The sequence below is a fragment of the Aeromonas sp. FDAARGOS 1409 genome (genome assembly GCF_019048705.1).
Classification (GTDB): Bacteria; Pseudomonadota; Gammaproteobacteria; order Enterobacterales; family Aeromonadaceae; genus Aeromonas; species Aeromonas sanarellii.
The window spans coordinates 4,189,045-4,215,750 of sequence record NZ_CP077395.1 but is presented as its reverse complement, the minus strand read 5'-3'; the positions used below and the strand labels follow the sequence as shown (position 1 = coordinate 4,215,750).

23 protein-coding genes are annotated in these 26,706 nt (G+C 63.7%); 11 read left to right on the top strand and 12 right to left on the bottom strand.

Annotated features, from left to right (window positions below; translation table 11 throughout):
* Positions 1-65 precede the first annotated feature (65 nt).
* The 5 genes from phoU (at position 66) to I6L39_RS19485 (ending at position 5,436) form a co-directional block, all read left to right on the top strand.
* Positions 66-776 carry a phosphate signaling complex protein PhoU gene (gene phoU, locus I6L39_RS19505; RefSeq protein ID WP_042076394.1) on the top strand — a complete coding sequence of 237 codons (711 nt, stop codon included), beginning with the start codon at positions 66-68 and terminating at the stop codon, positions 774-776.
* A gap of 193 nt (positions 777-969) precedes the next feature.
* Complete coding sequence (locus I6L39_RS19500; protein WP_042076397.1) at positions 970-2,289, top strand: hemolysin family protein; 1,320 nt, start codon at positions 970-972, stop codon at positions 2,287-2,289.
* 19 nt (positions 2,290-2,308) lie between these two features.
* On the top strand, positions 2,309-2,851 hold the full coding sequence (locus tag I6L39_RS19495; RefSeq protein ID WP_209792990.1) for a hypothetical protein: 543 nt from the start codon (positions 2,309-2,311) through the stop codon (positions 2,849-2,851).
* A gap of 272 nt (positions 2,852-3,123) precedes the next feature.
* A complete protein-coding gene (locus tag I6L39_RS19490) occupies positions 3,124-4,026 on the top strand; it encodes a homocysteine S-methyltransferase family protein (RefSeq protein ID WP_216990580.1) in 903 nt (300 codons plus the stop codon).
* A 9-nt stretch (positions 4,027-4,035) separates the two neighbouring features.
* Positions 4,036-5,436, top strand: a complete 1,401-nt coding sequence (locus tag I6L39_RS19485; RefSeq protein WP_216990579.1) for a basic amino acid/polyamine antiporter — start codon at positions 4,036-4,038, stop codon at positions 5,434-5,436.
* Between the two features lie 74 nt (positions 5,437-5,510).
* On the opposite strand, the gene I6L39_RS19480 is transcribed toward I6L39_RS19485, so the two are convergent.
* From I6L39_RS19480 to I6L39_RS19465, 4 genes are all read right to left on the bottom strand, one after another.
* Entirely contained in the window at positions 5,511-6,350 is an 840-nt protein-coding gene (locus tag I6L39_RS19480; protein WP_216990578.1) for a sterol desaturase family protein, read from the bottom strand.
* Between the two features lie 209 nt (positions 6,351-6,559).
* Positions 6,560-7,303, bottom strand: a complete 744-nt coding sequence (locus I6L39_RS19475; protein ID WP_254203701.1) for an amino acid ABC transporter ATP-binding protein — start codon at positions 7,301-7,303, stop codon at positions 6,560-6,562.
* An 89-nt stretch (positions 7,304-7,392) separates the two neighbouring features.
* The gene (locus tag I6L39_RS19470; protein ID WP_216991849.1) at positions 7,393-8,337 is read right to left on the bottom strand and encodes an amino acid ABC transporter permease; all 945 of its coding nucleotides are present in this window, start codon (positions 8,335-8,337) and stop codon (positions 7,393-7,395) included.
* 97 nt (positions 8,338-8,434) lie between these two features.
* Positions 8,435-9,223: a transporter substrate-binding domain-containing protein gene (locus I6L39_RS19465; RefSeq protein ID WP_042076411.1), complete on the bottom strand. Its 789-nt coding sequence runs from the start codon at positions 9,221-9,223 to the stop codon at positions 8,435-8,437.
* 458 nt (positions 9,224-9,681) lie between these two features.
* On the opposite strand from I6L39_RS19465, the gene I6L39_RS19460 reads away from it, so the two are divergent.
* Positions 9,682-10,806: a diguanylate cyclase gene (locus I6L39_RS19460; RefSeq protein WP_216990577.1), complete on the top strand. Its 1,125-nt coding sequence runs from the start codon at positions 9,682-9,684 to the stop codon at positions 10,804-10,806.
* Between the two features lie 107 nt (positions 10,807-10,913).
* On the opposite strand, the gene rnk is transcribed toward I6L39_RS19460, so the two are convergent.
* From rnk to I6L39_RS19435, 5 genes are all read right to left on the bottom strand, one after another.
* Positions 10,914-11,309 (bottom strand): nucleoside diphosphate kinase regulator, encoded by a 396-nt coding sequence (gene rnk / locus I6L39_RS19455; RefSeq protein WP_042076417.1) that lies wholly within the window; start codon positions 11,307-11,309, stop codon positions 10,914-10,916.
* 213 nt (positions 11,310-11,522) lie between these two features.
* Entirely contained in the window at positions 11,523-12,257 is a 735-nt protein-coding gene (locus I6L39_RS19450; protein ID WP_216990576.1) for an ABC transporter substrate-binding protein, read from the bottom strand.
* A gap of 82 nt (positions 12,258-12,339) precedes the next feature.
* A complete protein-coding gene (locus I6L39_RS19445; protein ID WP_216990575.1) occupies positions 12,340-13,023 on the bottom strand; it encodes a hypothetical protein in 684 nt (227 codons plus the stop codon).
* A gap of 50 nt (positions 13,024-13,073) precedes the next feature.
* Positions 13,074-14,456 carry an alkaline phosphatase gene (locus I6L39_RS19440; protein ID WP_254203700.1) on the bottom strand — a complete coding sequence of 461 codons (1,383 nt, stop codon included), beginning with the start codon at positions 14,454-14,456 and terminating at the stop codon, positions 13,074-13,076.
* 24 nt (positions 14,457-14,480) lie between these two features.
* Complete coding sequence (locus tag I6L39_RS19435) at positions 14,481-15,872, bottom strand: alkaline phosphatase (protein WP_216990573.1); 1,392 nt, start codon at positions 15,870-15,872, stop codon at positions 14,481-14,483.
* 324 nt (positions 15,873-16,196) lie between these two features.
* On the opposite strand from I6L39_RS19435, the gene ylqF reads away from it, so the two are divergent.
* Positions 16,197-17,147: a ribosome biogenesis GTPase YlqF gene (gene ylqF, locus I6L39_RS19430; RefSeq protein WP_043759497.1), complete on the top strand. Its 951-nt coding sequence runs from the start codon at positions 16,197-16,199 to the stop codon at positions 17,145-17,147.
* A gap of 371 nt (positions 17,148-17,518) precedes the next feature.
* Positions 17,519-18,667: an MFS transporter gene (locus I6L39_RS19425; RefSeq protein ID WP_216990572.1), complete on the top strand. Its 1,149-nt coding sequence runs from the start codon at positions 17,519-17,521 to the stop codon at positions 18,665-18,667.
* A 172-nt stretch (positions 18,668-18,839) separates the two neighbouring features.
* On the opposite strand, the gene I6L39_RS19420 is transcribed toward I6L39_RS19425, so the two are convergent.
* From I6L39_RS19420 to dinG, 3 genes are all read right to left on the bottom strand, one after another.
* A complete protein-coding gene (locus I6L39_RS19420; protein WP_216990571.1) occupies positions 18,840-19,736 on the bottom strand; it encodes a histone deacetylase in 897 nt (298 codons plus the stop codon).
* A gap of 70 nt (positions 19,737-19,806) precedes the next feature.
* Positions 19,807-20,466, bottom strand: coding sequence for a DUF2057 domain-containing protein (locus I6L39_RS19415; protein ID WP_216990570.1), 660 nt, complete (start codon positions 20,464-20,466; stop codon positions 19,807-19,809).
* Positions 20,467-20,679: 213 nt separating this feature from the next.
* Complete coding sequence (gene dinG / locus I6L39_RS19410; protein ID WP_216990569.1) at positions 20,680-22,752, bottom strand: ATP-dependent DNA helicase DinG; 2,073 nt, start codon at positions 22,750-22,752, stop codon at positions 20,680-20,682.
* A 386-nt stretch (positions 22,753-23,138) separates the two neighbouring features.
* On the opposite strand from dinG, the gene I6L39_RS19405 reads away from it, so the two are divergent.
* The 3 genes from I6L39_RS19405 (at position 23,139) to I6L39_RS19395 (ending at position 26,656) form a co-directional block, all read left to right on the top strand.
* Complete coding sequence (locus I6L39_RS19405) at positions 23,139-24,173, top strand: porin (RefSeq protein ID WP_216990568.1); 1,035 nt, start codon at positions 23,139-23,141, stop codon at positions 24,171-24,173.
* Positions 24,174-24,379: 206 nt separating this feature from the next.
* A complete protein-coding gene (locus I6L39_RS19400) occupies positions 24,380-25,321 on the top strand; it encodes a hypothetical protein (protein ID WP_216990567.1) in 942 nt (313 codons plus the stop codon).
* 144 nt (positions 25,322-25,465) lie between these two features.
* Positions 25,466-26,656, top strand: a complete 1,191-nt coding sequence (locus tag I6L39_RS19395) for an amino acid aminotransferase (protein ID WP_216990566.1) — start codon at positions 25,466-25,468, stop codon at positions 26,654-26,656.
* The last annotated feature ends 50 nt before the right edge of the window (positions 26,657-26,706 follow it).

Here is a 26,706-nt window from a genome sequence, read left to right as displayed (position 1 = left end):
TCAACAAACAGATTGGCAGTCGGTTCCACGACTAAGGCATACTCGGAGCAACAAGGATTATTTGTATGGACAATATGAACCTCAACAAACACATCTCCGGTCAGTTCAATGCCGAGCTCGAGAGCGTGCGCAACCAGGTGCTGGTGATGGGGGGGCTGGTGGAGAAGCAGCTCACCGACGCCATCGCCGCCATTCATGGCCAGGATCTGGATGCGGCGCGCAAGATCGTCGCCAACGACCACAAGGTCAACGCCATGGAAGTGGCGATCGACGAGGAGTGCACCCGCATCATCGCCAAGCGTCAGCCCACCGCGTCCGACCTGCGCCTGGTGATGGCCATCATCAAGACCATTACGGATCTGGAGCGCATCGGCGACGTGGCGGACAAGATCGCCCGCATGCTGACCGACAACGCCAACAAGCCCCAGCCGCCGCTGGTGTCGCTGGAGAACATGGGTCGCCGCACCATCAAGATGCTGCACGACGTGCTCGACGCCTTCGCCCGCATGGATCTGGACGCGGCGCTCGCGGTCTACAAGGAAGATGACAAGGTGGACCGGGAGTACGAGTCCATCATCCGCGAGCTGATGACCTACATGATGGAAGACCCCCGCACCATCCCCCAGGTGCTCAACGTGCTGTGGGCGGCGCGGGCCATCGAGCGGGTCGGCGATCGTTGCCAGCACATCTGCGAGTACATCGTCTATTACGTCAAGGGCAAGGACGTGCGCCACACCAAGGCGGACGAATTGAACGATCTGCTGGGCAAACACTGATCCCGACATGAATAAAAAGGCGCGTAAAGCGCCTTTTTTTGTTGCATCCAGGGGCATCTTAAGATAACGCCCCCCAACGGGGGCTTTTCTGCTAGAATGTGGCCCCTGTGTGAGTCCCGGATGGAGTCACGGTCCGGTTTCCCGGGCCCAGTTTGCCGTCTTGTGTCAAGGCGGCTGTCGCAATAGGTCAATCATGAGTTTTGCCGATAGTTTGTTCTTTCTGATGCTGCTGGTCGCCGGCAGCGTGTTCTTCTCGCTCTCCGAGATCTCCCTCGCCGCCTCCCGCAAAATCAAGTTGCAGGTGATGGCCGACGAGGGCAACCGCCATGCCGAGAAGGTACTGGCGCTGCAGGCTCAGCCTGGCAACTTCTTCACCGTGGTGCAGATAGGCCTCAATACCGTCGCCATCCTGGGCGGCATCCTGGGCGAGTCCGCCCTGAATCCGGCCATCAAGGCGTTCATCTCCGAGTTCTATCAGGGGCCCTGGCTCGGCGAGATCAGCTCGGCGGCCTCCTTCGTGTTCGTCACCGGCATGTTCATCCTGATCGCGGATCTCATGCCCAAGCGCCTCGCCATGACCATGCCCGAGCGGATCGCCGTGGTGGTGGTGCGCCCCATGCTGCTGTGCGTCACCCTGCTGATGCCGCTGGTATGGCTGTTCAACGGCATGGCCAATGGCCTGTTTCGCCTGCTGCGCATCTCCATGGTGCGCAACGACGAGATCACCTCGGACGACATCTATGCGGTGATGGATGCGGGGGCCGAGGCCGGCGTCATCCAGCGCGAGGAGCACCAGCTCATCGAGAACGTGTTCGAGCTGCAGTCCCTCGGCGTCACCTCCGCCATGACGGCGCGGGAGAGCCTCATCTACTTCACCCTGCAGGAGGGGGAGGAGAGCATCAAGGCGAAGATCGCCGAGCACCCCCACAACAAGTTCCTGGTGTGCGACCACAACCTCGACAGCATCAAGGGCTTCGTCGACGCCAAGGAGCTGCTGATCCGGGTCATCGGCGGCCAGAGCATCGATCTCAACAGCGGCTCCCTGGTGCAGAACGTCATCATCATCCCCGACACCCTGAACCTCTACGAGGCAATGGAGTACTTCAAGAACCATCGCGGCGACTTCGCCGTGGTGATGAACGAGTACGCCCTGGTGGTGGGCATAGTCACCATGAACGACCTGATGAGCACCGTCATGGGGGAGTGGGCCACCCACGTGGTGGAAGAGCAGATAGTGCAGCGGGACGAGAACTCCTGGCTGGTGGACGGGGTCACGCCCATCTCCGACGTGATGCGCGCCTTCGACATCGAGGAGTTCCCGGAAAACCAGAACTACGAGACCATCGCCGGCTTCATCATGTACATGCTGCGCAAGATCCCCAAGCGGACCGACTCGGTCAAATACGCCGGTTACAAGTTCGAAGTCGTCGACATCGACAGCTACAAGATTGACCAGCTGCTGGTCACCCGGGTCGAGCCCGTCCCGGCCGACAAGCCCGTTCAGGAAGCGTGATAGGAGTTAACAAGGAACCATGAAGATGTCGTCTCATTCCAGAGCGCTGGCCTGTGTGGCGCTCGCCCTCGTGCTCGGCGCCTGCAGCCAGAGCGCTCCGCGCAAGGCCACCACAGTCGCCAAACCGGCAGCCCCCAAGGCCGCCGTGGTCGTGCCGCAGCCGGATCCCGATGCGGTGGTGCAGAGCGCCGTGGCGGAGCCCAGCCCTGTGTTCGACGAGGAGTATCACGGCCCGGATCAGGGGTCGCTCGAGTCGGTGACCGCCCTGTTTGCCCGCGGCTACATCGAGTCAGCCATGCGCGAGACCATGCTGGCGGCGGTGCACAGCGACTATCCCCTGCTCGGCATGCGGGACGTGCGCCTGACCGATCCCGTCTCCAAGTTCCTCACCTCGGCCCAGGCGCGCACCACGGCCCACGACTACCTCTACGCCGGGGTACAGCGCAGGCTGGGCCGCCCCCTGAGTCCCGCCCAGTGGGAGCAGATCTGGCAGGGATACCCCCAGCAGGGCCGGGTCTCCGACTGGGTCAAGCAGACCAAGCGGGTGCTGGCCGGGCGCTGAGCCGCCAGTTCATCTGTCGCCACAAGAGGCCACCTTCGGGTGGCCTCTTGCCGTTTCTCACCCTGGGGCTGAGGCCTCAGTGGTCAGGACGTCCCCTTCCTTTGCCGCTATCCCCCTGAGCTTGCTCGAATTTGTTCGTAGCGCCCGATTGCCTCTTCCTCTACTTTGGGTCATGATGTAAAAAGCATTCTAGCCGTCTAGATGTTTTGATGGCTTGATGTGGTTCCACACAATAAACACCCGTCACGACGGGGGCACGCAGAGAGACAGAGATGAATACAAAGGATTTGTGGGTACTGGATGGTGGCATGGGGCGCGAGCTGGCACGGCGGGGTGCGCCGTTTCGCCAGCCGGAGTGGTCGGCGCTGGCCCTGATGGAGGCACCCGAGACGGTGCGCGAGGTGCATCAGGCCTATGTGGCGAGCGGGGCCAGGGTCATCACCACCAACAGCTATGCCCTGGTGCCGTTCCATATCGGCGAGGCGCGCTTTGCCGCCCAAGGGGAGGGGCTGGCGGCCCTGGCCGGGCAACTGGCCCGAGAGGTGGCCGACGAGCAGCCGGGCTCCGTGCAGGTGGCCGGCTCCTTGCCGCCGCTCTTTGGCTCCTATCGCGCCGATCTGTATCAAGCCGAGCGGGTGAGCGAGCTGGCAGCCCCGCTGATCCGGGCGCTTTCCCCCCACGTGGATCTCTGGCTGGCGGAGACCATGAGCCTCATCGCCGAGCCGTTGGCCCTCAAGGCCCTGCTGCCCGATGATGGCAAGCCGTTCTGGGTCTCCTTCACCCTGGAAGACGAGGCGCCGGGCAGCGAACCGACCCTGCGCTCCGGGGAGCGGGTAGCCGATGCCGTGGCCGCGTTGGCGTCGGTCGGGGTGGATGCCATCCTGTTCAACTGCTGCCAGCCCGAGGTGATCGAAGGGGCGCTCAAGGTAGCCGGCGCCGCGTTGCAGGCCCTGGGTCGTACCGAGGTTCGCCTCGGCGCCTATGCCAACGCCTTCCCGCCCCAGCCCAAGGAGGCCACCGCCAACGACGGTCTGGACGAGATCCGCGGCGATCTGGGGCCGCTGGATTACCTCGGCTGGGCCGAGCGCTGGCGCACTGCCGGGGCAAACCTCATCGGCGGCTGCTGCGGCATAGGCCCGGAACACATCGAGGCGCTGGCCAGCCGGCTGCGTTAAGGAGCGCCCATGAAAGAGAGCAAGATAGGCCTCTGGTCCCTCACCGCCCTGGTGTTCAGCTCCATGGTGGGGGCGGGCATCTTCAGCCTGCCCCAGAACATGGCCGAGGTGGCGGGGGCCCGCGCCGTGCTGATCGGCTGGGGCGTCACCGGGGTCGGCATACTGGCGTTGGCCGCGAGTTTCCTCTATCTGTCGCGACTCAGACCCGAGCTCGACGGCGGCATCTACAGCTATGCCCGGGCCGGCTTCGGCGATCTGGTGGGCTTCTTCTCCGCCTGGGGATATTGGCTCTGTGCCACCATAGGCGTGGTGGGCTATCTGGTGATCGCCTTCGCGGCCCTGGGCAGTTTCGTCGATACCCCTGACAGTGTCTGGTTCGGCGAGGGCAACACCCTGGGCGCCTTCATCGGCGAGTCCTGCATCCTCTGGGCGGTGCACCTGCTGGTGGCGCGCGGCGTGCAGCAGGCGGCCCTGTTCAATCTGGTGGCGACCCTGGCCAAGAGCCTGCCGCTGCTGCTGTTCATCCTGTTCGCCTGCTACTGGTTCGATCCGGTCACCTTTGCGGCGGATCAGCAGGGCAGCACCCTGGCGGTGCCGGTCTCCGAGCAGGTGCGCAACACCATGCTCATCACCCTCTGGGTCTTCACCGGCATCGAGGGGGCAGCGGTGCTGTCGGCCCGGGCGAGAAACAAGCGGGACGTGGGCACGGCCACCGTGCTTGGCGTGGTGCTGGCGCTGCTGCTCTATGTGCTCATCTCGGTGCTGGCGCTCGGGATCCTGAGTCGCCCCGAGCTCGCGGCCCTGCCCAACCCCTCCATGGCGGGGCTGATGGCCCAGATGACCGGCTCCTGGGGCAAACTGCTCATCAGCGCCGGCCTCATCGTATCGGTGCTCGCCTCCTACGTGAGCTGGACCCTGTTCTCGGCCGAGGTGCCGTTCAGCGCGGCGCGCCACGGGGCCTTCCCGGCCATCTTCCGGCGCCAGAACCGCAACGGCACCCCCATAGCGTCGCTCTGGCTCACCAGCCTGACGGTGCAGGGCTGTCTGCTGCTGGTGTGGCTGCTCGGCAAGGGCTACACCAACCTGCTGCTTATCTCCACCTCCATGATCCTGGTGCCCTACCTGCTGATCGGTCTGTTCCTGCTCAAGCTCTCCTTGCGTGGCGAGGGCAATGGTCTGATGCGGGTGGTGGCGCTGGTGTCGAGCGGTTACGGCCTCTGGCTGCTCTACGCGGCAGGGGTGGAGTACCTGCTGCTCTCCTTGCTGCTCTACGGGCCGGGTCTGCTGCTGTTTCTCTACAGCCGCCGCCAGCTCGGGGCGGAGCGGCGGCTCAGCGGGCGCGAGCGGCTGCTGGCCGGGGTGACGCTGCTGAGCCTCATTCCCGCCATCTGGTCTTTTGCTCACGTCTGAGTGAGGTGGTGACTCAATGAAGAGAGCGCCCAGAGGCGCTCTTTTTTTGTCCGCGGGTTGTCTGCCGGGCGTGCTCAGCGGCTGGCAGGACCGGTCGGCTTGCCAAACAGCACCGCGAGCTTCTGCCGCCAGGGGAGGCTGCGGGCCTCTTGCAGCATGTCGCGCCACTCGTGGAAGGTGAGGGTGAGGGGGTTGAAGCTGTGGACGGGCTTGGTGATGCCGAAGCGGCACGGCTCACCTAAGTCTTCCTCGACGAAGGTGCCGAACAGCCTGTCCCAGATGATGAGCACCCCGGCGAAGTTGCGATCGATATATTTGGGGTTGCTGGCGTGGTGCACCCTGTGGTGGGAAGGGGTATTGAGGATCCACTCCAATTTGCCGAGCTTGCCCACCACCTGGGTATGGACGAAGAACTGGAAGCCCAGGCTCAGCAGCACGGTGGCCACCACCGCCTCTGGCGGGAAGCCGATGAGGATCATGGGGATCCAGAACAGCCACATGCCGGAGACCGGATACATCAGGCTCTGACGAAAGGCGGTGGAGAGGTTGAGTCGCTCCGAGCTGTGGTGCACCACGTGGGAGGCCCAGAGCCAGCGCACGTGGTGGCTCGCGAAGTGGAACAGCCAGTAGCAGAGATCCTGCAACAGGAACAGCAGCAAGAGGCTCCAGAAGGTCAGCTCGATATCGAATAACCGCCAGCCCCAGAGGGCGTCATAGAGGTAGGCGATGGCGACGGCCGCCAGGGCATCGCCCCCCTGATGCATCAGCGCCAGGGTGGCGTTCGCGAAGAGATCCTTCCACTGGTAGCCGGCGGTGGGATAGGCGGCGCCGTGTCTTCGCAGGTAGAGCATCTCCCAGCCGATGAAGGCCAGAAAGAGGGGGGAGAGGTAGAGCAGCAGCAGTTGCACATCCATATGAGCCATCCGGTTGGACCAGTTGGATGTCAGCATACCGGATGGATTTAAAATTTCATTAACATCCTTGCTCCATCCGGGTGGTGAACAACCCGATGGCGAAAGGCTGCGGCAAGGAACGCGCCAGGGAGATGACCTGGGGGTGGATGAGGAGGGTCAGCATAGAAGAGGGAGCCATGGGCTCCCTCTTCGTGTTTGTGCGTCGCGGGTTATAACACCTGGCTCAGGAACTGGCGCAGGCGGGGAGAGGGCGGGTTGTCGAAGAAATCCGCCGGCTTCTCGTCCACCAGCAGCTCGCCGCTCTCCATGAAGAGCACCCGATCCGCCACCTCCCGGGCGAAGCCCATCTCGTGGGTCACCACCACCATGGTCATGCCTTCCCGGGCCAGCCCCTTCATGACGTCCAGCACTTCCCCCACCATCTCGGGGTCGAGGGCACTGGTGGGCTCGTCAAACAGCATGATGCGCGGCTGCATGGCGAGCGCCCGGGCGATGGCCACCCGCTGCTGTTGACCGCCGGAGAGCTGGGAGGGGTAGCTCTGCGCCTTGTTGGAGAGCCCCACCTTGAGCAGCAGCGCCTTGGCCCTGTCTTCTGCCTCCTTGCGAGATAATCCCCGCACCTTCTGGGGCGCCAGGGTGATGTTGTCCAGTACCGTCAGGTGGGGGAAGAGGTTGAAGGACTGGAATACCATGCCCACCTCCTCCCGCAGCTTGTTGACGTCGCCGGGCTCGGTGAGGCTGATGCCGTCGACCAGGATGTGACCGTCGTTGATGGTTTCCAGCTGGTTGAGGGTGCGCAGGAAGGTGGACTTGCCCGAGCCGCTCGGGCCCACGATCACCACCACTTCCCCCTCGGCCACCTGGGTGCTGACGTTCTTGAGGGCGTGCACCTCGGTGCCGTAGAACTTCTCCACGCCGCTAGCCTTGATAATGGGATCAGTTGCTGCGCGCATGTTGTACCTCCAGACGACGCACCGGGAAGGGGCAGGGAGTGCCGGTGATGGCAGAACGTCTCGACAACGGTTGGGCCTTGATAGCGGGATCAGTTGCTGCGCGCATATTTCACCTCCAGACGACGCACCAGGAAGGAGAGGGTGCCGGTGAGCACCAGATAGAGCAGGGCCACGGTGAACCATACCTCGAACGGGCTGAAGGTGGAGCTCACCACCTCGCGCCCCGCCTTGGTGAGGTCCGTGATGGAGATGACCGACACCAGCGACGAATCCTTGATAAGGTTGATGAACTGGCCCGTCAGCGGCGGCAGCACGCGCTTGAACGCCTGGGGCAGGATGACGTAGCGCATGGTCTGGGCCGAGGTCATGCCAAGGCTCCTGCCCGCCTCCATCTGCCCCTTGTGGATGGAGCTGATGCCGGCACGCACGATTTCCGCCACGTAGGCGCCGGTGAAGACGGCGAGCGCCGCCACCCCGGCGGTGAAGCGATCCAGATTGAGTACAGTGCCGATAAAGAAGTAGACGATGAAGATCTGCACCAGCAACGGGGTGCCGCGGATAAGCTCCACATAGGTCACTGCCAGGTTGCGCAGGGCCGGATTGGGGGAGAGGCGGGCGAGCCCGGCCAGGGTGCCGAGCAGGATGGCGAAGACCCCGGCCACCAGGGAGAGCTTGATCGTGACCCAGACGCCCCAGGCGATGGGGCCGGCGGTCCAGCTCAGTTGCACATCCAGGGTGTCGCCGAGGAAGACGGTGTCCCCTTCGGCCAGCTGGGTGCCCTGGGCGGCGATGGCCTGACGACGGTTGGGGTCGAGATCGTCCTGCAGGAAGAGCTGCCCCTTCTCCGCCACCACGGTGCCGTCAAACTCGGCGTAGTGTTTCTGCTCCGCCTGATAGGCGATGTACTGGGGAATGCGCTCCCAGCGCCAGGTGTAGTCCACCGCCTGCACGGCCTTGTAGATGCCGAAAATGGCGGCCAGCACCAGCAGCAGGAAGACCCCGTGCCAGAGCAGCTGATTGGGCTGTTTTTCCATCTGTCTTGTGATTTTGGGGTTGATCACTGTCACAACCTCTTTTGTCGTTATTGTGGGGGGTCTGCGTGAAGGGGCGGCATGCCGCCCCTTTGGGAGGTTACTTGAGCTGGTCCAGCCAAGCGGTGGACTCGAACCACTTCTTGTAGAGACGGTCGTAGCTGCCGTCGCCCTTGATCTGGCGCAGGTAGTTGTTCAGCCAGTTGAGGGTGTCCTGATCCCCCTTGCGGATGGCCCAGGCCAGCGGCTCGAAGGTGAACGGCTTGTCGAGGTGCACCACGGCGCCCTGGTTCTGGGAGGCGAAGATGGCGTTGTAGGGCAGGTCGTAGACGAAGGCGTCGACCTTGCCGTTGATCACTTCCAGCTTGGCGTCGTCCTGGGTTTCAAACTGCAGCAGGGTGGCCTTGGGGATCATGCGCTTGACCGCCTGCTCGCCCGTGGTGCCGAGCTTGACCGCGATCTTGTACTTGGGATCGTTCAGATCCTGGAAGGACTTGATCTCCCCCGCCTTGTCCTTGCGCAGGACGATGGTCTGGCCGACGACGATGTAGGGATCGGCGAAGTTCACGCGCAGGTTGCGCTGGGGGGTGACCGTCATGCCGCCCATGATGACGTCGAACTTGTCGGTCAAGAGGGCCGGGATGATGCCGTCCCAGGCGGTGTTGACGAACTCAACCTTCACGCCCATCTCCTTGGCGACCATCTTGGCCAGGTCCACGTCGAAGCCGATGTACTGGCCCTGCTTGTTGGTCATCTCGAAGGGTTGGTAGCCGGCGTCGAAGCCGACCCGCAGCACACCGCGCTCCAGCACGGCATCCAGGGTGGAGCTGGGGGCAGCATTGGCCAGCCCGCACAGCAGCAAGGTAGAGAGAATGAGTTTTTTGATCATAAATGACGTCTCTGTCGAAAGTGTGTTCGGCCTTGAACCTGCTCCCGTGCGACTCCGTGGCACAAGAGACTGCTGCATCCGGCAGCAGGCAAGACAGGATTATTGTCTTGGTCGGGGCAAAAGCCCCATATGAGATTCTATGAATGGTCCATTGAGTGAAAAATGTACCAAAATCTGATTGTGCCAGAAGACTCAATAAGTTATGGGCGCTTTTCCCGCTCGTGGCGACTCATAAAACCACACGAAAACAACATATCTATCTAATGGCGCAGGTTCAAGTGCAAAAATCTCCGGCATTCATGTCGCAGGAGGATTTGGGGTCGAACGACGCTCAACCCTAACCTTAAGCGTGGGGGCGGGGCAGGCCGGAGAATTATTTTTGCCATGCCAGAAGGCTCCCTCTGTGTCTTGTCATGGGCTTTCCATATACTCAGCCATCCCCATTGGAAGGTTCGGCAATGGACGCCTCAATTCTGCTCAATCTGGATGTCTTCACACTGATGCTCATGGCCCTCGGGGGCTACAGCCTGGGATTCATCACCCTCTCCATCATCTGGTCCACCCACAGGGAGATCCCGGGCCTCGGCCTCTGGTGGTGGTCCAGCCTCTGCGCCCTGGCGGCCCAGTCGCTGTTCTTCCTGCAGGCGTTCGCACCCCACATGGCGGGGATCTGGCTCACCAACCTGCTCATCACCCTCTGCATCGCCCTGATGCCACTCGCTATCCAGCGCTTCTTCGGCGAGCCGCCAAACTGGCGTGCCTTCGCGCTCTTCATGGCCATCTATGTGCCGATCCTCTGCTGGAGCGTACTGTTCAACGATCACATGGCCCCCAAGGTGCTGCTGGCCTGCCTGAGCTACATGGTGCTGGGGGCGGTGATTGTCTTTCTCATCTGGCGGCACGGCTATCCCGCCTACCTGCCGGCCGTGCTGGTGTTCACCGTGGTCAACATCCTGCTCTACGGCTTCAACCTGGTGCGCATGGGCTCCCTGCTCAGCGGCGAGGCGCGGGTGCTGATGGATCAGCATGTGGTCAACGTGCTGCCCTTCCTCTCCATGCTGATGGGCAACTATCTCTCCACCTTCGGGGTGTTGCTGCTCTGCACCCAGTACCGGGCGCTGGCCCTGCGCCGGCAGGCGAGCCAGGATCCCCTGACCGGCCTCCTGAACCGGCGCGGCTTTATGGAGCACTGCGCCAGGGCGCCGAAGCAGGGGGCCCTGGTGGTGCTGGATCTGGACGACTTCAAGCAGATCAACGATCGCCACGGTCACGAGGCGGGGGACAGGGTGCTGGCGGCGGTGGGACGCTATCTGGCGGCGCAGGGGGATCTGGTGGCCAGCCGCTTCGGCGGCGAGGAGTTCGTGCTGCTGCCCGAGGGAGATGCCTTGGCTCAGCAGGCCCGTTGCGAGCAGATCCGCCAGGCCATTGCCACGCTGCCCCTGGCGGGGATCCAGGTCACCGCCAGCCTGGGGCTGGTACCCGGCGCCCGCGAATGGCACTTCGACACCCTGTTCAGCCAGGCCGACCGCGCCCTCTACCGGGCCAAGCGCAGCGGCAAGAACCGGGTCTGTCTGCCGGCCTGAGCCGACGGGGTTCAGCCCGGCTCGGTGGCCCGCAGCTCCGACCGGGCAAAGGAGTGCCGGATCGGCCACCTGGTAGCATCAGACCTAGATGGCCGTCTGGCAGCCCGTCAGCGGTGCAGCTCGCCCGCGCGCTCCGGCTGATAGACCACCTCCAGGATCTCCACCTGGATGGTGCGACCGGCTGGGCCGGGCCAGGCGATGCTGTCACCCACCTTGAGCCCCAGCAGGGCACTGCCGACGGGCGCCAGCACGGAGATCTTCGATTCGTCCCCCTGCACGTCCTTCGGGTAGACCAGGGTCAGGCAGAAGTCGTTGCCACTGCTTTGCATCTTGAAGCGCACCGTGCTGTTCATGGTCACCACGTCCGGCGGCATGTCGGCGGGTTCGCGGATCTCGGCGCGATCCAGCTCCTCCTGCAGGGCCAGGTGCTGCGGGTGGCTGCCGAGCAGCTGTTCGATACGATCCAGATCCAGGCTGGAGATGACGAGATGAGGCTGTTGCATGGGGTATTCCTTATCAATGGCTGACGAGACCAGGATGACGGGCAGGCTGGTCGACAATGGGTTCGAATGATGAGAATAGATCGCAAGCGCGATGCCCCCGAGCGACTCGCGCAGCGGGGCGAGGGCGGGGGCTCAGCGGGGTGTGAGCGTACTTGAAGAAATCATGATTGCTTTCATGGGGATACCATAACCATTCTGAATGGCTTTGGCAATTCAGGGCGCCTGATAATCATACTGGTGCAGGATGCGGGCGAGGCTGCCATCCTCCCGCATCCCCTGGATGGCCTGGCGCCAGCGCAGCGCCTCGCTGCGAGAGAAGCGGGGGCTGGCAGCCAGGTAGAGGGTACTCTGTTGCAGGGTCTGGCCCCGCACCAGATCCGGGAGCGGCAGGCCGGCCCGCTGCTGGTTGTAGCGGGCGGTGTTCCAGGCCACGGCCCAGGCCTGGATGCGACCGCGCGCCAGCTTGCTGGCGTTGTCTACCTCCTCGCCGACCTGCTCCTGGGCCACGCCCGCCAGCGGCAGGAGCAGGCTCTGGCCATGGGAGCCCCGCAATACGCCGACGGTGAGGCCGGGCAGATCCGCCACGGTGAGGGGGGTCGGGTGATGGTTGCGGTGGCTGACCAGCACGAAGGCCTCCTCCAGGAGGGGGGCAATCCAGAGAAACTGGGATTCGCGCTGGGGATTTCTGGCCGGCGGCAGCAGCAGGACGTCTGGCCGGTGGCGGGTCTGGCTGAGGGCGCGGGCCAGCGGCATCAGTTCGATCTCCAGCGTCTCCCCGAGGCGGCGAGCCGCCTCCTCCAGCACCTCGATGGCCATGCCACTCGGTGCCCCCTGATGGGAGCGAATGACATAGGGGGGAATGTCCGCGGCCACGACGACCACGGCGTGGGCGCGGGGGATCCACAGGGGCGGGGAGCAAAGCAACAGGAGCAGGATGACGAGGCGCATGGAAAGTCAGGTCCGGGATGAATGCACAGAGTGTAACATCCCGTTACCCGATGTCAGCCTGCCCATGGTGACCGGGGCGAGTTCAGTCGAAGAAATCCCGCAGATCCAGGGTCTGGTACCCTTCCAGCCGTTGCCAGGGCAGGGCTTTGGGCAGGGGCTTCAGGGTGACCTCCATGCGGTAGCTGCGATAGCCGTCGAGGCTCGCCGATTCCACCATCAGGGGGATCTGCCAGCGGCTGGACCAGAGGATGCGGGTGCGCTGCCTGCCCTCGCGCTTATCGTACCAGCGGGCCTGTTCGGGGGCCGCCTCGTCGAGGGGGATCATGCCTTGCAGCAGGGCGGGGTCCACCAGGTGGCGAAGTTTGTTCCAGTGGGGGGTGAAGGCCACCTGGCCATACTCCTCGGGCGGTACCTCCACCAGCTGGTTGTGCCAGGCATCGGCGTAGCGCAGTTGCAGGTCTCCCCCGTCATCCAGGGTGACCCAGCGCGCCGCCATCTGGTGGGTGAAGTGCTTGTGACCGGGGTTGGCGTCGTGGGTGGCGTGATAGGCTCGCGCCAGGGGGAGGGGAATGAGCCGCTGGCTCCACACCTGGTTGCCGACCCGCAGCCACTTCTCCTGCCACTGGCTCTCCCGGGTGATGCCATCGCTGCCGGTGACCCTGTCCTGATAGCGGATGCGGGCGGCCAGATCGGGTACTTCATCGGCCAGGAGGGGGAAGGAGAGGGCGCTGCCCAGCAGCCACAAAGAAAACAGAGTTTTCATCATCGTCTGTCGCTCGAACGGGCAGGGCCCGGCGCGGTGCCGGGCCCCGTCGGTCACAGGCCGAGCGCCTCCCTGAGCTTGCCGAACACCCGGGTGTTGTCCAGCGTCCCCTTGAAGCGGTCGCTGCCGGCGCCGTCCGCAAACAGCATCACATCGCCGCCGCCGTGGGTCTCGGAGCCGAGCTTGACGCCGGTCTCCTGCAGGTAGTCGTCCGCCATCACCTCATCGCTGGTGAGGCTGGGGCGCTGATCCTGGCGGTTCGGGCCGTTGCCGAACACCAGGGTAGTGAACGGCTTGCCGTCCGCGTCGTTCTGGGTGGAGCCATCGGCGTTCTTGACCAGGTCCAGCACAGGGTTGCCCTTGGCGGAATAGCCGTTGATGGTCATGGTGTGGTCGTGGTCGGCGGTGACCACGATCAGGGTATCGCTCAGGTCCACCTTGCCGAGGGCCGTCTTGACCGCCTCGTCCAGCGCCACCGCATCGGTCAGCGATCGCTTGGCGTTGGTGGCGTGCAGGGCGTGGTCGATACGGCCCCCCTCCACCATCAGGAAGTAGCCCTGGTCGTTCTGGCTGAGCAGATCGATCGCCTTGGCGGTCATCTCGGAGAGGGATGGCTGGGTGCTGGCCGCCCCCTTGGCGACGCGGTCCAGCTCGTAGTCGAGGTGGGACTTGGCACTGAACAGGCCCAGCACCTTGCCGCTCTCTATCTTGGCGAGGTCGTCCTTGGTGGTGACGTAGTGATAGCCCTGGGCCGTCAGCTCGGCGGTGAGATCCCGGCCGTCGGCTCGGCCGCCCTTGTTGCTGGCGCTGTTGTACGGTGTCCAGTGGTTGGCGCCGCCCCCCATCAGCACGTCGACCCCGTCCCCCAGCGCCGGGTTGAAACCGGCGCCGCCCGGCACCGCCTGCTCGGCGATGGCGTAGGCTGCGTCCCGGTGACAGATGTGGGCGTAGGTGGCCGCCGGGGTGGCATGGGTCAGCTCCGTGGTGGTGACGGCTCCCACCGACTTGCCCGCCGCCTTGGCCAGTTCGAGTATGGTGGGCACCGGGGTGCCGTTGTCGCTGGTGCAGTGGTTGACGCCCTTGTTGCCGTTGGCATCCTTGCCGGGGGCGACGGCCTGGGTGTCGCTGCTCATGGCGATCACCTCGTTGTTCATCTTGACCCCCGTGGTGTAGGCCGCCATGGAGGGGGCCGAGTCGGTGGTCTGGGCATCGTGGGAGAAGGTCTTGATGCGCGCGCTTCGGGGCAGCTTCATCATCTCCAGATCCCCCGCTTCCCCCACCTTGTAGAGGCGGGTGGCGGTGAGTACCGTGGGGCCCATGCCGTCACCGATAAAGAGGATGACGTTCTTGGCGTCGGCGGCCTGTGCCTGGGAGAGGCCGCCCTGAGTGCCGCAAAGGGCGCCGAGCAGGGCCGTGCAGACCAGCGTCTTTTTCATGGTGATATTCATCCTGATAGTCCCTTACAGCTTGGCCGCAGCCTTGATCTTGCCGAACACGGCGGTGTTGTCGAGGGAGCCGTGGAAGCTCTCCGCCCCCTGGCCGATGGCGCCGAGGAAGACGTCCGTGCCGCCGTGGGTCTCGTTGCCGAGCTCACCCACCTTGACCACCACCTCCTGGTGATAGTCGTCGGCGGAGACGGTGGCGTCGTCGAGGGCCGCTACGCTGCTGCGCGGACCGTCCACCCGGTTGTAGCCGTTGCCAAAGCCGATGATGGTGTAGGGCATGCCATCGCTGTCCTTGCTCGGCTCGCCGGTCTCGTAGTTCTTCACCAATCCGAGCACGCCCGGATTGCCTGCCGTGGTCTTGCCGGTGCGCTTGGCATAACCATTCAGGACGAGCGTGTGGTCATGGTCGGCGGTGACCACGATCAGGGTGTTCTTGAGCTCGGGGTCTGTCTTCTTCACCTCAAGGATGGCGGCCTGGATGGCGCCGTCGAAGGCCAGGGTGTCCTGCAGGGCGCGCTTGGCGTTGGTGTCGTGCAGGGCGTGATCGATGCGCCCCCCCTCCACCATCAGGAAGTAGCCCTTCTCTTTATCCTTGAGCTGCTTGATGGCGGCCAGGGTCATCTGGGCCAGGGACGGCTCGCTGGCCGGCCTGTCCAGGTCGTACTTCATGTGGCTGGCGCCGAACAGTCCCAGCAGCGGCTTGCCCGCCTCGGCCCGGTTCAGCTCGTCCAGATTGCTGGCAAACTGGTAGCCCTTGGCCTGCATCTCGGCGATGAGGTTGCGGCCATCGGTACGCTTGCCCTTGTCGGCGGTGGGCAGGAAGAAGCCGCTGCCGCCCCCCAGCACCACGTCCAGGCCCTCTTTCAGGGCCGAGTTGTAGCCAGAACCGCCCGGCACCAGCTGGGTGGCGATGTCTGCCTCCAGATCCCGGTTGCAGATATGGGCATAGGTGGCGGCCGGGGTGGCGTGGGTCACCCGGGTGCTGGTGACCACGCCGGTACCGCGGCCGTCGGCCTTGGCCAGCTCCAGCAAGGTGGTGACCGGCTTGCCGCCACTCTGGCTGCAGTCGCTCTCCTGGGTGGCGTCGCTGTCCATGCTGATGACGCCGTTGTTGCTCTTGACCCCGGTCATGTAGGCCGCCATGGAGGGGGCCGAGTCGGTCACCTGGGCATCGTGGGAGAAGGTCTTGATGAAGGCCGTTTCCGGCAGGGTGTCGATGGTGAGGTTGCCCTCTTCCCCGACGCCGTAGATCCGGGCGGCGGTCAGGGTGTTGAGGCCCATGCCGTCCCCGAGGAAGAAGATCACGTTCCTGGCGCTGGGCTCGGGGGTGGTGCTGTCGTTGTTGGAGTTGCAGCCGGCGGCCAGGGCGGCGCCTATCATCACTGCAAGTCCTGCCATCTTTCTCATTGGGGTTCGCTCCTTGTGAAACCTGAGCGCAGCCTAGAGGGGACAGATGACACTTTTAGTGAAGAGAGATGACAATACGGTGAAGGTGCATTGTAAATGTTATCTTATATCAATGGGTTATGCTGGTCGTGTGCGGGCGCTCCCGGCCCGGGGGCGCCACGGGCATCCGCCACCGGGGTGACAACACCCGGCCAGAATGGCCTGTCAAATCGGGGCCGCAGCAGGTAAAATGCGCCCCCTTGCGATGAGTGCCAGCAGTTTGGCGCATCACCACGCGCCCGCAGCCCCGAGAGGGGCCCGCATTCCAATGAGAGAGTAACGGATATGTCCATCAACTGGTTCCCCGGCCACATGCACAAGGCCCGCAAAGAGATTGCAGAGGTCATGCCCCAGGTCGATGTCATCATCGAGATGCTCGACGCCCGCATTCCCTTCTCCAGCGAGAACCCCCTGGTGCCGGAGCTGCGCGGCGAGACGCCGGTGATCAAGGTGCTGAACAAGGCAGACCTCGCCGACCCCGAGATCACCGCGCTCTGGGTGGCCCACATGGAGCAGGAGAAGGGGATCAAGGCGTTGCCCCTGACCCAGCAGGAGCCGGAGAAGATCAAGCAGTTGCTGACCCTGTGCCACGAGATGCTGCCGGAGCGCAACTTCGAGCTGCGCGGGGTACGCGCCATGATCATGGGGATCCCCAACGTGGGCAAGTCCACCCTGATCAACACCCTGGCGGGTCGCATCATCGCCAGGACCGGCAACGAGGCGGGGGTGACCAAGTCCCAGCAGCGGATCAAGCTGGACAACCACGTCATCCTGACGGACACCCCGGGCTTCCTCTGGCCCAAGCTCAACCCGCCCTCCTGTGGCTATCGCCTGGCGATCACCGCGGCCATCAAGGATACCGTCTTCGACTACGCCGACATCGCCATGTTCGCCGCCGACTACTTCATCAAGGCCTATCCGGAGCGCATCAAGGCGCGCTACCAGTTGAGCGAGCTGCCCGAAACCGAGATCGAGCTGCTGGATCTCATCGCTCGCCAGCGCGGTTTCATGCGCAAGGGGGGCCTGGCGGATCTGCACAAGGCGTCCGAGATCCTGGTCAACGAGTTCCGCTCCGGCATGCTGGGCCGCATCTCCCTGGAGACCCCGGAGATGGTGAGGGTCGAGATCGTGGAGGCCGAGGCCGAGGCCGAGCAGAAGGCCAAGGAGAAGGCCGAGCGGGAAGAGGAGCGCCAGGCCCGGGCCCGTCGCAAGTACGCCAAGAAGCGTCAGAGATGACCCCCTGCTGTCAGCGTACAGATGTGCAGAAGCGGCGACCCCGGGGTCGCCGCTTCTCTTATGGGCGCGGGAGCACCCTCACGGTCAGGAGGGGGCGGACAGCGGAGTGAGGCAGCTCAATCGCCTCCCTGCCCTGAACCAGCCATCCGGTGGATGAACGGGACAAGCCTGATGCCGGGCGGTGTTTCAGGGGAGCCGTCAGTGCAGCCCCCCTACGCGCAGCAACCCCCTGAGCGCGCCGTTTCAGACGGATTGACAACCTGGCGGGCGGTGGCATGATGCGCTCGCCGCTCGCCGCTCGCCGCTCGCCGCTCGCCGCTCGCCGCTCGCCGCTCGCCGCTCGCCTCTTGCCTCTCCTCAGGGTTTTATCCATGACCACATACTCCCGGCCGGTGCTGCTCCTGCTCTGCGGCCTGCTGTTGCTGACCCTGGCCATCGCGGTGTTGAATACCCTGGTGCCGCTCTGGCTCGCCCATGCCCATCTGCCGACCTGGCAGGTGGGCATGGTCGGCTCCGCCTATTTCACCGGCAACCTGCTGGGGACCCTGCTGGCGGGGACGCTGATCGCCCATTGCGGGTTCAACCGCAGCTATTATCTGGCGTCCGCGATCTTTGCCGCTGGCTGCGTCGGCTTGGGGCTCACCCTGGGATTCTGGAGCTGGCTGGCATGGCGATTCATCGCAGGGATCGGCTGCGCCATGATCTGGGTGGTGGTGGAGAGTGCGCTCATGTGCAGCGGCAACGCGCGCAACCGGGGGCGCCTGCTGGCCGCTTATATGATGGTCTATTACGTGGGCACAGTGCTCGGGCAACTGCTGGTCAGCAAGGTGCCGACGGTGCTGATGGCGGTGCTGCCCTGGGTGACCGCTCTGGTGCTGGCGGCCATCTTGCCCCTGCTGTTCACCCGCATCGTCAACGCCCCCGGCGGGCATCAGGCAACGACCCAGGTCTGGCCCATGCTGCGCCTGCGTCAGGCGCGTCTGGGGGTGAGCGGCTGCATCATCTCCGGCATCGTATTGGGATCGCTCTATGGCTTGATGCCGCTCTATCTGAATCATAGGGGGGTGAGCGATGCCGGCATCGGCTTCTGGATGGCGGTGCTGGTGAGTGCCGGCATCCTGGGGCAGTGGCCTGCCGGTCGCCTGGCGGATCGCTTTGGGCGCATGCAGGTGCTGCGGGTACAGGTGCTGGTGGTCATCCTGGGCTCAGTGGCAATGCTCGGCAGTGCGGCCATGGGGCCGACGCTGTTCATCCTGGGGGCTGCGGGTTTTACCCTCTATCCGGTGGCCATGGCCTGGGCCTGCGAGCAGGTCGAGCAGCATCAGCTGGTGGCCATGAACCAGGCGCTGCTGCTGAGCTACACCATCGGCAGCCTGCTCGGCCCGACCCTGACAGCGCTCCTGATGCAGCACTGTTCGGATCAGCAGCTGTTCATGGTGATCGCCGGGGTCTCCCTCGTCTATCTGCTGATGCTGCTGCGCAAGATGGGCGAACACCCGACGCCGATGGCCCATGCCTGAGACGGGCCTGTCCGTGACCAAAGAGCGGTGCCATCTGTTGGCCGCTCTTGTCCACGAAGCGCGTGTCGGCCATCACTGTTGTGCCTTATATAAGGAAGAGGCGACCCCATATAAGGAAGAGGCGACCCCGGGGTCGCCTGTTGCATGTCCTGGGCCGGGGGGGGGGGGCCGCTCAACCAAAGCGGCGCCGCGCCTCCTCGAACAGGGAGAGGTGCAGCGGGATCAACTGTTGCCAGTCTCGCCGGTAACCGCCTCCCGGTACGGCTGCGATGGGCAGTCCGTTGCGAACGGCATAGTCAAAGACCATGGCATCGCGCTGGCGCACGCCGGCGTCGGTCAGGGAGAGGTAGCCGAGCTCGTCGTCCCGGTGCACATCCACCCCGGCCTGATAGAGGATGAGGTCGGGGGCGTGGAGCCTCAGCGCCAGGCTCAGCGCCTGGGCCAGGGTTTCGAAGTAGGCGTCGTCCCCCATGCCGCTTGGCAGGGCGAAATCCAGGTGGGAGGCTGGCTTGTGGCGTGGGAAGTTGTGCTCCCCGTGCAATGAGAGGGTGATGATATCGCGGCTGCCTGCGCACAGCGCCGCACTGCCATCCCCCTGATGGACGTCGAGATCGACGATCAGCACCCGCTCGCAGCGTCCCTCGTCCAGGCAGGTCCGGGCCGCGATCACCAGATCGTTGAACAGGCAGAAACCGCTGCCAAAGTCCCGATGGGCGTGGTGGTAGCCGCCGGAGATCTGCAAGCCGCAACCCTGTTCGAGGGCGTGGCGGCTGGCGGCCAGGGTGGCGCCCACCGAGCGCAGGGTGCGTTCGATCAGCAGGGGTGACCAGGGAAAGCCGAGCCGACGGATGGCGGCTTGGTCGAGGCGCCCCTGGAGGGCGGCATCCACGTAGTCGGCATCATGAACCCGCGCTATCTGATCGCGGCTCGCGGGCGGAGCCTCTGCCAGCGGATAGCCGAGGTCGCCGAGTCGTTCAAACAGCGCCTGGTATTTGGCCAGGGGAAAGCGGTGGCGCTCGGGCAGCACCAGGGCGGAGTAGTGGGGGTGATAGAAGATGCGCAGTGACATGCAGCGTCGGCCTGAACGGATATGAAAAAGGGGAGCCAGGCTCCCCTTCATGCAGGCGTGCGAGGCGCCATTACTGCTGCTGGATCACCCAGATCTGGAAGGCCTTGCGGGTCTCCGCATCGGCCTTGTTGTACCAGCTCTGCAGCTGGGTCAGGGCTTCCGGATTGCTCTGGGCCTTGCTCGGGGCCACTTCGACCGGTGCGCTGGCGGCAGCCATGACGGCGGCACTGGAGACGGCGACCGTCTTGGGCTGGTTGAAGGCCTTGCCCATCTTGATCAGCTCCTGCTGATAGTCGCGGGTCAGCTGGAAGCCATCCACAGTCGGCATGACGAACTGTTCGGTCTCGACGGCCTGGCCGCTGACCTTGTCCTTGAGGACGACTTTTTGCTCCTTGATAAAGGCCTTGGCTTCGTCTTCGTTGCGGGGCTTCTTGTAGTCCAGCACCAGGGTCTGGTTGTCACCAGCGGTGAAGTTGATCACCAGGGGTTCGGCGGTCACCAGCTTGATGTCGTTGCGATTGGAGTAATTGCCCTCGAAGGCCACCACCACCTGGTGCTTGCCGGCGCTGATGGAGAAGCTGCTGGTCTTGTCGAGCAGCTTGGGGTTGATGGTCTCGCCATCGATGAGCTGCACCACATAGGGATTGGTTATTTCCAGTTGGCTATCAGCCAGGGCGCTACCTGCCCACAACAGACCAGCCAGGGCCGGCACCAGAACAGTCAGTTTCATTTCATCTCCTTGAACAGTCAGGCGATTGCCCACTGAAAAATAGGGGCTCATTTTTACAGGTTTGCCCTGGAGCGGCAATAGCCGTTTATGACACCGTCCGCCGTGAGGGGGAGGGAATCCTCCGCCAGCGAGAGGGTGGACAGCCGCTTTGCTCTCTCTTGCTCTTGCCTCCCGGGATCCCCGCTCGGTTCGTCGGCCTGAGAACCCCGAACCTTACTCGATGCGCCGGGTGAAGGGGGGCAGGGCGTCCAGCAGTCCCTTGCCGTAGCGTTTGGTGAGCAGGCGGCGGTCGAGTATGGTCACCCGGCCCCGGTCCGCCTCTTTGCGGATGAGGCGGCCACAGGCCTGGATGAGCTTGCGGGAGGCTTCAGGCACCGTCAGTTGCAGGAAGGGATTGCCGCCGCGCTGCTCTATCCACTCGGCGGTCGCCTCCTCCACGGGGGAGTTCGGCACCGCGAAAGGCAGCTTGGTGATCACCAGGTTGGTGAGGTAGTGGCCGGGCAGATCCAGCCCCTCGGAGAAGCTGCCGGTGCCGAACAGGATGCTGGCCTGGCCGCCGTCGCACTTCTGCTTGTGCAGGGTGAGCAGGGCGCTGCGGGACGCCTCCCCCTGCACCAGCAGCGACATCCCCTTGGCCCGCAGCCCCAGCGCCACCTCGTTCATCTGCCGGTAGGAGGAGAAGAGCACCAGGCTCGCCTCCTTGCCGGCCAGCAGGCGGGGCAGGGTATCGATCAGTTCCTGTGTGAAGGCGGGGGCGCTGGGCTCATGGACCATTTTGGGTAGATAGAGTTCGGCCTTGTGATAGTCGAAGGGGGAGCGAAGGCGCAGATAGCGGGTGCCATCGTGTTCTTTCAGCCCTACCTGATGGCGGAAATAATTGAAGGAGGAGAGGGCGGTGAGGGTGGCCGAGACCAGCACGGCGCCAAGGCACCTGGACCAGAGCCACTCCTCCAGCAGATAACCCACCTCGATGGGGGAGGCGTGCAGCCAGATGTCCCCATCCTCGCTCCTGGCCATCCAGCGGGCGAGGGGCGTCTTGCCGGTGGGCACATGGCGGCTCAGCATCTCCCACAGCGCGCAGAAGCTCTCCAGCCGTTGCAGGTGAAAACCGCTCTCCGCCAGCAGGGGCTCGGCTTCCTTGCGACGAATTTCGCCGTCTTTCAGGGCCTCGCCGATGGCGCCCTGCATTCTGTCCAGCGCCCGCAGCGCCTTCTTGCTCGCCTCTTTCAGGTTCTCCGCCAGCATGGGCAGGGGGTCGGGCAGGACGCCGTCGGCAAACCTGTGGTGTTGCTCGCTGCCAAACAGGTGCTCGTGGCTGGCGAGCCACTGCTCCAGCGCCTTGAGATCCGGCTGCAGGGAGGCGAGGGCATCCTGCAGTTTCAGCTGGGGGTCGAGCAGGCTCTCCTTGTTCAGCGTCCTGGCCAGCTTGCCCGCGCTCTGCGCCAGTTTCTCCAGCCAGCGGCGGGATCCCTTGATGCTGGCGCTGGCGGCGCCGTGGTCGCGGGCTATGGTGGGCAGGTGGTGGGCTTCGTCCAGCACATAAATGCACTCGTCCGGCGGCGGCAGAATGATGCCGCCCCCCATGGTGAGGTCGGAGAGCAGCAGGGCATGGTTGACCACCAGCACGTCGGCGGCATCCATGTCGTTTCTTGCCCGGTGGAAGGGGCAGTGCTGGTGGTGGCTGAGCGCCTTGTTGCAGGTGTGGCGATCGGCGGCGATGGGATCCCAGCAGGTGTCCGGGATGGGTTTGGGCCAGTTGTCCCGATCGCCGTCCCACTTGCCCTCGGTATAGGCCTGCCACAGAGCCTGGTAGCACGCCTTGTCGGCATCCGACGGCTTGTGTTTGCTCAGGGCGCCAAAGTCGAGCTCGAAGTTGGCCATGTCGCTGCCCTGGGCGGCCTGTTCCAGCAGATGCTCGCAGCAGTAGCGCTGGCGGCCCTTGACCAGCATGAAGCGAAACGGCAGCTCGCTGTGGCGATGGTAGAACGGGAGGTCCTTGTGGATCAGCTGCTCCTGCAGGGCGACGGTGGCGGTGGAGATCACCAGCTTCTTCTGGGTCAGTCGTGCCACCGGTATGGCCCCCTGGGCATAGGAGAGGGATTTGCCGATGCCGGTGCCCGCCTCGGCCACCAGGATGCGGCGGCTTTTGTCATATTCACCGGTGAGGGTCTTGGCGATCTCGGCCACCAGAAAATTCTGCTCCTTACGCGGCACAAAACCGGGTAAACCATCGGCAATCTGGCGATAGGTATTGCGGATGGTGGCTTTGAGACGAGTCGATAGCATAAAGGCGGTGTAACCCTGTGGGAGGTGAATCAGCACAGGATACCCGCAAGAGGTGACTCGGGTCGAGGCAAGGGGGAAGCAGCCGTCATGGAAGGGGGGCCGCACTTATGTCATGGGGTGGATGGCGCGTGCAATAAACCACCAAAAAAGCGTGATTCAGGCAGAGAGTATCGCTGTAAACGTTTTCCCTAGCGGGGCAAATAATATGGGATTCAGCTCACAATTTTTTCCCTATGACTATGGTTTTCTCAAAAAGTTCCAAGTTTTTTCGTTGCGGATCGGAAAACCCGGTGATAGTCTCGGCGGCATAGTGATGCAAAGAACATCGCTAACACAGGGAATAACAAGGACTTAGTGTTTAATTACAGTAGGCATTGGAAACAACTATGAAAAAGACAATTCTGGCTATTGCTATCCCGGCTCTGTTCGCATCCGCAGCCAACGCTGCTGTCGTTTACGACAAAGACGGCACCTCCTTTGATATCTATGGCCGTGTTCAGGCTAACTACTATACCGACCACAACGATGCTGACGCAGAGCTGATCGGTACCTCCCGTCTGGGCTGGTCCGGTAAAGTTGCGCTGAACAACACCTGGTCCGGTATTGCCAAGACCGAGTGGCAGGTTGCCTCCGAGAACTCCAACAACAACGACTCCGACAGCGACACCTTCAAGGCACGTCACGTTTATGTCGGTTTCGACGGTACCCAGTACGGCAAGATCATCTTCGGCCAGACCGACACCGCGTTCTACGACGTGCTGGAGCCGACCGACATCTTCAACGAGTGGGGTGATGCTGGTAACTACTATGACGGTCGTCAAGAAGGCCAGATCATCTATTCCAACAGCTACCAGGGCTTCAAAGGCAAGCTGTCCTACCAGACCAACGACGACACCGCGGTCATCGTCTCCGACGTAGGTGGTCAAACCGTTACTGACGTGTTTCCCAACCTGAAGCGTAACTACGGCTATGCAGCTGCTGCCGGTTACGACTTCGACTTCGGTCTGGGCTTCAACGCTGGTTACGCTTACTCCGACCTGGAGAACAAGATCACTGGCGATTCCGGTGACAAGACCGAGTGGGCCCTGGGCGCGCACTACGCCATCAACGGCTTCTACTTCGCCGGTGTCTACACCGAAGGTGAGATCAGCAACGACTCCAACGGTATCGGTGGCAAAGGCCACGGTTATGAACTGGCTGCTTCCTACAACGTAGATGCCTGGACCTTCCTGGCTGGCTACAACTTCAAGGAAGGCAAGGATAAGCTGGCCGGTTCTTCTTACGAAGACCAGGTTGACGAAACCCTGCTGGGTGTTCAGTACAACTTCACTTCCAAGCTGAAGGCGTACACCGAGTACAAGATCCAAGGTATCGACGATCTGGACGACGAGTTCACTGTTGCCCTGCAATACAACTTCTAATCCAGTCCTAGTACGGGTTTAGTGGATAAACGGCCAAGCTTGCTTGGCCGTTTTGTTTTGTTTGCCTTTCACCTCCTTCGCTTCCTTTTGACGTCTGGTGCTGCGCCAGGTCACGTTGTCTTCCTTGCCCCCTTGGCTCTCTTCTCGTAAATCGCTAGATTATTCAATTTGTTGAAACAGGGCAGGCCGGCAGGGAAGGATACCTTTTGATCGATTTTACCCACCCCGAGTGGCGCGCGCTGGCGCAGCAGTTGTTGAGCGGGCCCCCCCAGGTTATCCGTGGTCGCCAGTGGCAGCCCCTTGTCGGCATGCTGAGGGACAACCAGCTGCTACTCACCCTCGGCAACCATCGCTATGAGCTGACCCCGGCCGGACGGCGCTATCTGACCCGCGAGCTGATGCTGGCGGAGATGGCGTGCGCCCCCCCGGAGCCGGAGGAGTGGCTGCAGTCCCACGGCTGGCAGTTGGGGGAGAAGGTCAACGATCGGGTGCTGGCGGCCCTCTACCGCAAGGGGGAGGCGAGTTTCAGCCCCATCGAACAGATCGACTTCGAAGACAAGGGGATCCGGTTGTGCCGCGATCTGCCGCTTCGCCTGCGCTCTGCACGCCCGTTCAGCCTCTTCTTCAGCGGCGGCACCCTGCTCGATGCCACCCCCTGGCTTCAGACCCTGGGGGAGGTGGCGCTGCCGGCCCGCACCCTGACGGGGCTTGGCAAGATCCTCTGGGGGGAGGGGGAGATCCAGCGGGTGATCAGCACGGATTGCGTCGGCGCCTTTGCCGAGCTGCGCTTGCCCGCCGACGCCCTGCTGGTCTGGCATCCCGCCGAGGATCCCGGCGCCCTGCAACCCCTGATTGCCGCCTTGCCTCCCCATACGCTCTGGAGTCACCTCACCGCCCTGGATCCGGCCGGCGTCGACAGGGTGCTGATGCTGGCCCAGCGGCTGGGGCGCCCGGCGAGCTGGTGGCTGCCGCGGGATCTCGTGCCCATCAAGGCGGCCTACGGTGCGCCTCTGCAGGACAGTCGCCCCTGGGAGCCGAGCCGTCTCCCTCGCCCGCTGCTGGCGCTGTGCGCCGATCTGGTGGAGTCCAACCAGGGGCTCTCGGCCGAGGTGTGCGCCCTGGCGCCCGACTGGCACGCCGTTGGCTGACGGGCTGCCAGCGACATCGAGAAAGCGGTTTTCCCCTCTGGAAGGCGGTGGTATAAAGAGTTGACGGAGCGCTCGCCAGACGGGCGCTTTTGTTTGCCAACCTACTTTGCCAGCCAACGAACTCAACGGAATACAGGGAATACCATGTTTGAAAAGGTTGTTGCCGCCCCAGCGGATCCGATCCTGGGCCTGACCGAGGCCTTCCGTGCCGACTCTCGCAGCCACAAGATCAACCTGGGGGTCGGGATCTACAAGGACGAGACCGGTGCTACTCCTATCCTTCATTGCGTCAAGAAAGCCGAACAGAAGCTCTTGACCGACGAGAAGACCAAGAACTATCTCGGTATCGAAGGCAATATCGAATACGGCCGCATCGTGCAGCAATTGCTGTTCGGCCGTGACTCGGCGCTGGTGACCAGCGGTCGCGCCAAGACGGCGCAGGCGCCGGGTGGTACCGGTGCCCTGCGCATCGCCGCCGAGTTCGTGGTGCGCAACGGCCTGGCCAAGACCATCTGGATCTCCGATCCCACCTGGGCCAACCACGTCAGCGTGTTCCAGGCGGCCGGTCTGACCGTCAAGTGGTACAAGTACTACGATGCCGCGACCAAGGGGCTCGATTTTGCGGCCATGCAGGCGTCACTCTCCGAGGCCCAGGCCGGCGATCTGGTGCTGCTGCACGGCTGCTGCCACAATCCGACCGGCATAGACCCCACCAGCGATCAGTGGCGCGCCCTGGCCGAGCAGAGCGCCGCCGCCGGCTGGCTGCCGCTGTTTGACTTCGCCTATCAGGGCTTTGCCCGCGGTATCGAGGAAGATGCCGAAGGCCTGCGCATCTTCGCCGAGTGCCACGACGAGCTGCTGGTGGCGAGCTCCTTCTCCAAGAACTTCGGCCTCTACAACGAGCGGGTCGGTGCCTTTACCCTGGTCTGCGCGACCAAGGACGTTGCCGACGTCGCCTTCACCCAGGTGAAGACCGTCATCCGTGCCAACTACTCCAACCCGCCGTCCCACGGCGCCGCCGTCGTCACCGCCGTGGTGAGCGATCCGGCCCTCTATGCCGAGTGGGTGGAAGAAGTGGCCGCCATGCGGGTGCGCATTCGCGAGATGCGCGAGCTGCTGGTGGCGAAGCTGGCGGAACGCGGCGTGAGCCAGGACTTCGGTTTCATCCGCGAGCAGAACGGCATGTTCTCCTTCTCCGGCCTCTCCAAGGATCAGGTGGAGCGCCTCAAGAGCGAGTTCGCCATCTACATCGTCGGCTCCGGTCGGATCAGCGTGGCCGGGATCACCCGAGCCAACATAGATCCGCTCTGCGACGCCATCGCCAAGGTGCTGTAAGCGAGCCATGGGTATCCGTTCAATAAAAAGCCCGCCGGGGAGACTCGGCG

What these genes read in the sequence shown, in the direction of transcription:
- phoU (WP_042076394.1), top strand. Translation starts at nt 66, where the DNA reads ATGGACAATATGAACCTCAACAAACACATCTCCGGTCAGTTCAATGCC.
- I6L39_RS19500 (WP_042076397.1), top strand. Translation starts at nt 970, where the DNA reads ATGAGTTTTGCCGATAGTTTGTTCTTTCTGATGCTGCTGGTCGCCGGC.
- I6L39_RS19495 (WP_209792990.1), top strand. Translation starts at nt 2,309, where the DNA reads ATGAAGATGTCGTCTCATTCCAGAGCGCTGGCCTGTGTGGCGCTCGCC.
- I6L39_RS19490 (WP_216990580.1), top strand. Translation starts at nt 3,124, where the DNA reads ATGAATACAAAGGATTTGTGGGTACTGGATGGTGGCATGGGGCGCGAG.
- I6L39_RS19485 (WP_216990579.1), top strand. Translation starts at nt 4,036, where the DNA reads ATGAAAGAGAGCAAGATAGGCCTCTGGTCCCTCACCGCCCTGGTGTTC.
- I6L39_RS19480 (WP_216990578.1), bottom strand. Translation starts at nt 6,350, where the DNA reads ATGGATGTGCAACTGCTGCTGCTCTACCTCTCCCCCCTCTTTCTGGCC.
- I6L39_RS19475 (WP_254203701.1), bottom strand. Translation starts at nt 7,303, where the DNA reads ATGCGCGCAGCAACTGATCCCATTATCAAGGCTAGCGGCGTGGAGAAG.
- I6L39_RS19470 (WP_216991849.1), bottom strand. Translation starts at nt 8,337, where the DNA reads ATGGAAAAACAGCCCAATCAGCTGCTCTGGCACGGGGTCTTCCTGCTG.
- I6L39_RS19465 (WP_042076411.1), bottom strand. Translation starts at nt 9,223, where the DNA reads ATGATCAAAAAACTCATTCTCTCTACCTTGCTGCTGTGCGGGCTGGCC.
- I6L39_RS19460 (WP_216990577.1), top strand. Translation starts at nt 9,682, where the DNA reads ATGGACGCCTCAATTCTGCTCAATCTGGATGTCTTCACACTGATGCTC.
- rnk (WP_042076417.1), bottom strand. Translation starts at nt 11,309, where the DNA reads ATGCAACAGCCTCATCTCGTCATCTCCAGCCTGGATCTGGATCGTATC.
- I6L39_RS19450 (WP_216990576.1), bottom strand. Translation starts at nt 12,257, where the DNA reads ATGCGCCTCGTCATCCTGCTCCTGTTGCTTTGCTCCCCGCCCCTGTGG.
- I6L39_RS19445 (WP_216990575.1), bottom strand. Translation starts at nt 13,023, where the DNA reads ATGATGAAAACTCTGTTTTCTTTGTGGCTGCTGGGCAGCGCCCTCTCC.
- I6L39_RS19440 (WP_254203700.1), bottom strand. Translation starts at nt 14,456, where the DNA reads ATGAAAAAGACGCTGGTCTGCACGGCCCTGCTCGGCGCCCTTTGCGGC.
- I6L39_RS19435 (WP_216990573.1), bottom strand. Translation starts at nt 15,872, where the DNA reads ATGAGAAAGATGGCAGGACTTGCAGTGATGATAGGCGCCGCCCTGGCC.
- ylqF (WP_043759497.1), top strand. Translation starts at nt 16,197, where the DNA reads ATGTCCATCAACTGGTTCCCCGGCCACATGCACAAGGCCCGCAAAGAG.
- I6L39_RS19425 (WP_216990572.1), top strand. Translation starts at nt 17,519, where the DNA reads ATGACCACATACTCCCGGCCGGTGCTGCTCCTGCTCTGCGGCCTGCTG.
- I6L39_RS19420 (WP_216990571.1), bottom strand. Translation starts at nt 19,736, where the DNA reads ATGTCACTGCGCATCTTCTATCACCCCCACTACTCCGCCCTGGTGCTG.
- I6L39_RS19415 (WP_216990570.1), bottom strand. Translation starts at nt 20,466, where the DNA reads ATGAAACTGACTGTTCTGGTGCCGGCCCTGGCTGGTCTGTTGTGGGCA.
- dinG (WP_216990569.1), bottom strand. Translation starts at nt 22,752, where the DNA reads ATGCTATCGACTCGTCTCAAAGCCACCATCCGCAATACCTATCGCCAG.
- I6L39_RS19405 (WP_216990568.1), top strand. Translation starts at nt 23,139, where the DNA reads ATGAAAAAGACAATTCTGGCTATTGCTATCCCGGCTCTGTTCGCATCC.
- I6L39_RS19395 (WP_216990566.1), top strand. Translation starts at nt 25,466, where the DNA reads ATGTTTGAAAAGGTTGTTGCCGCCCCAGCGGATCCGATCCTGGGCCTG.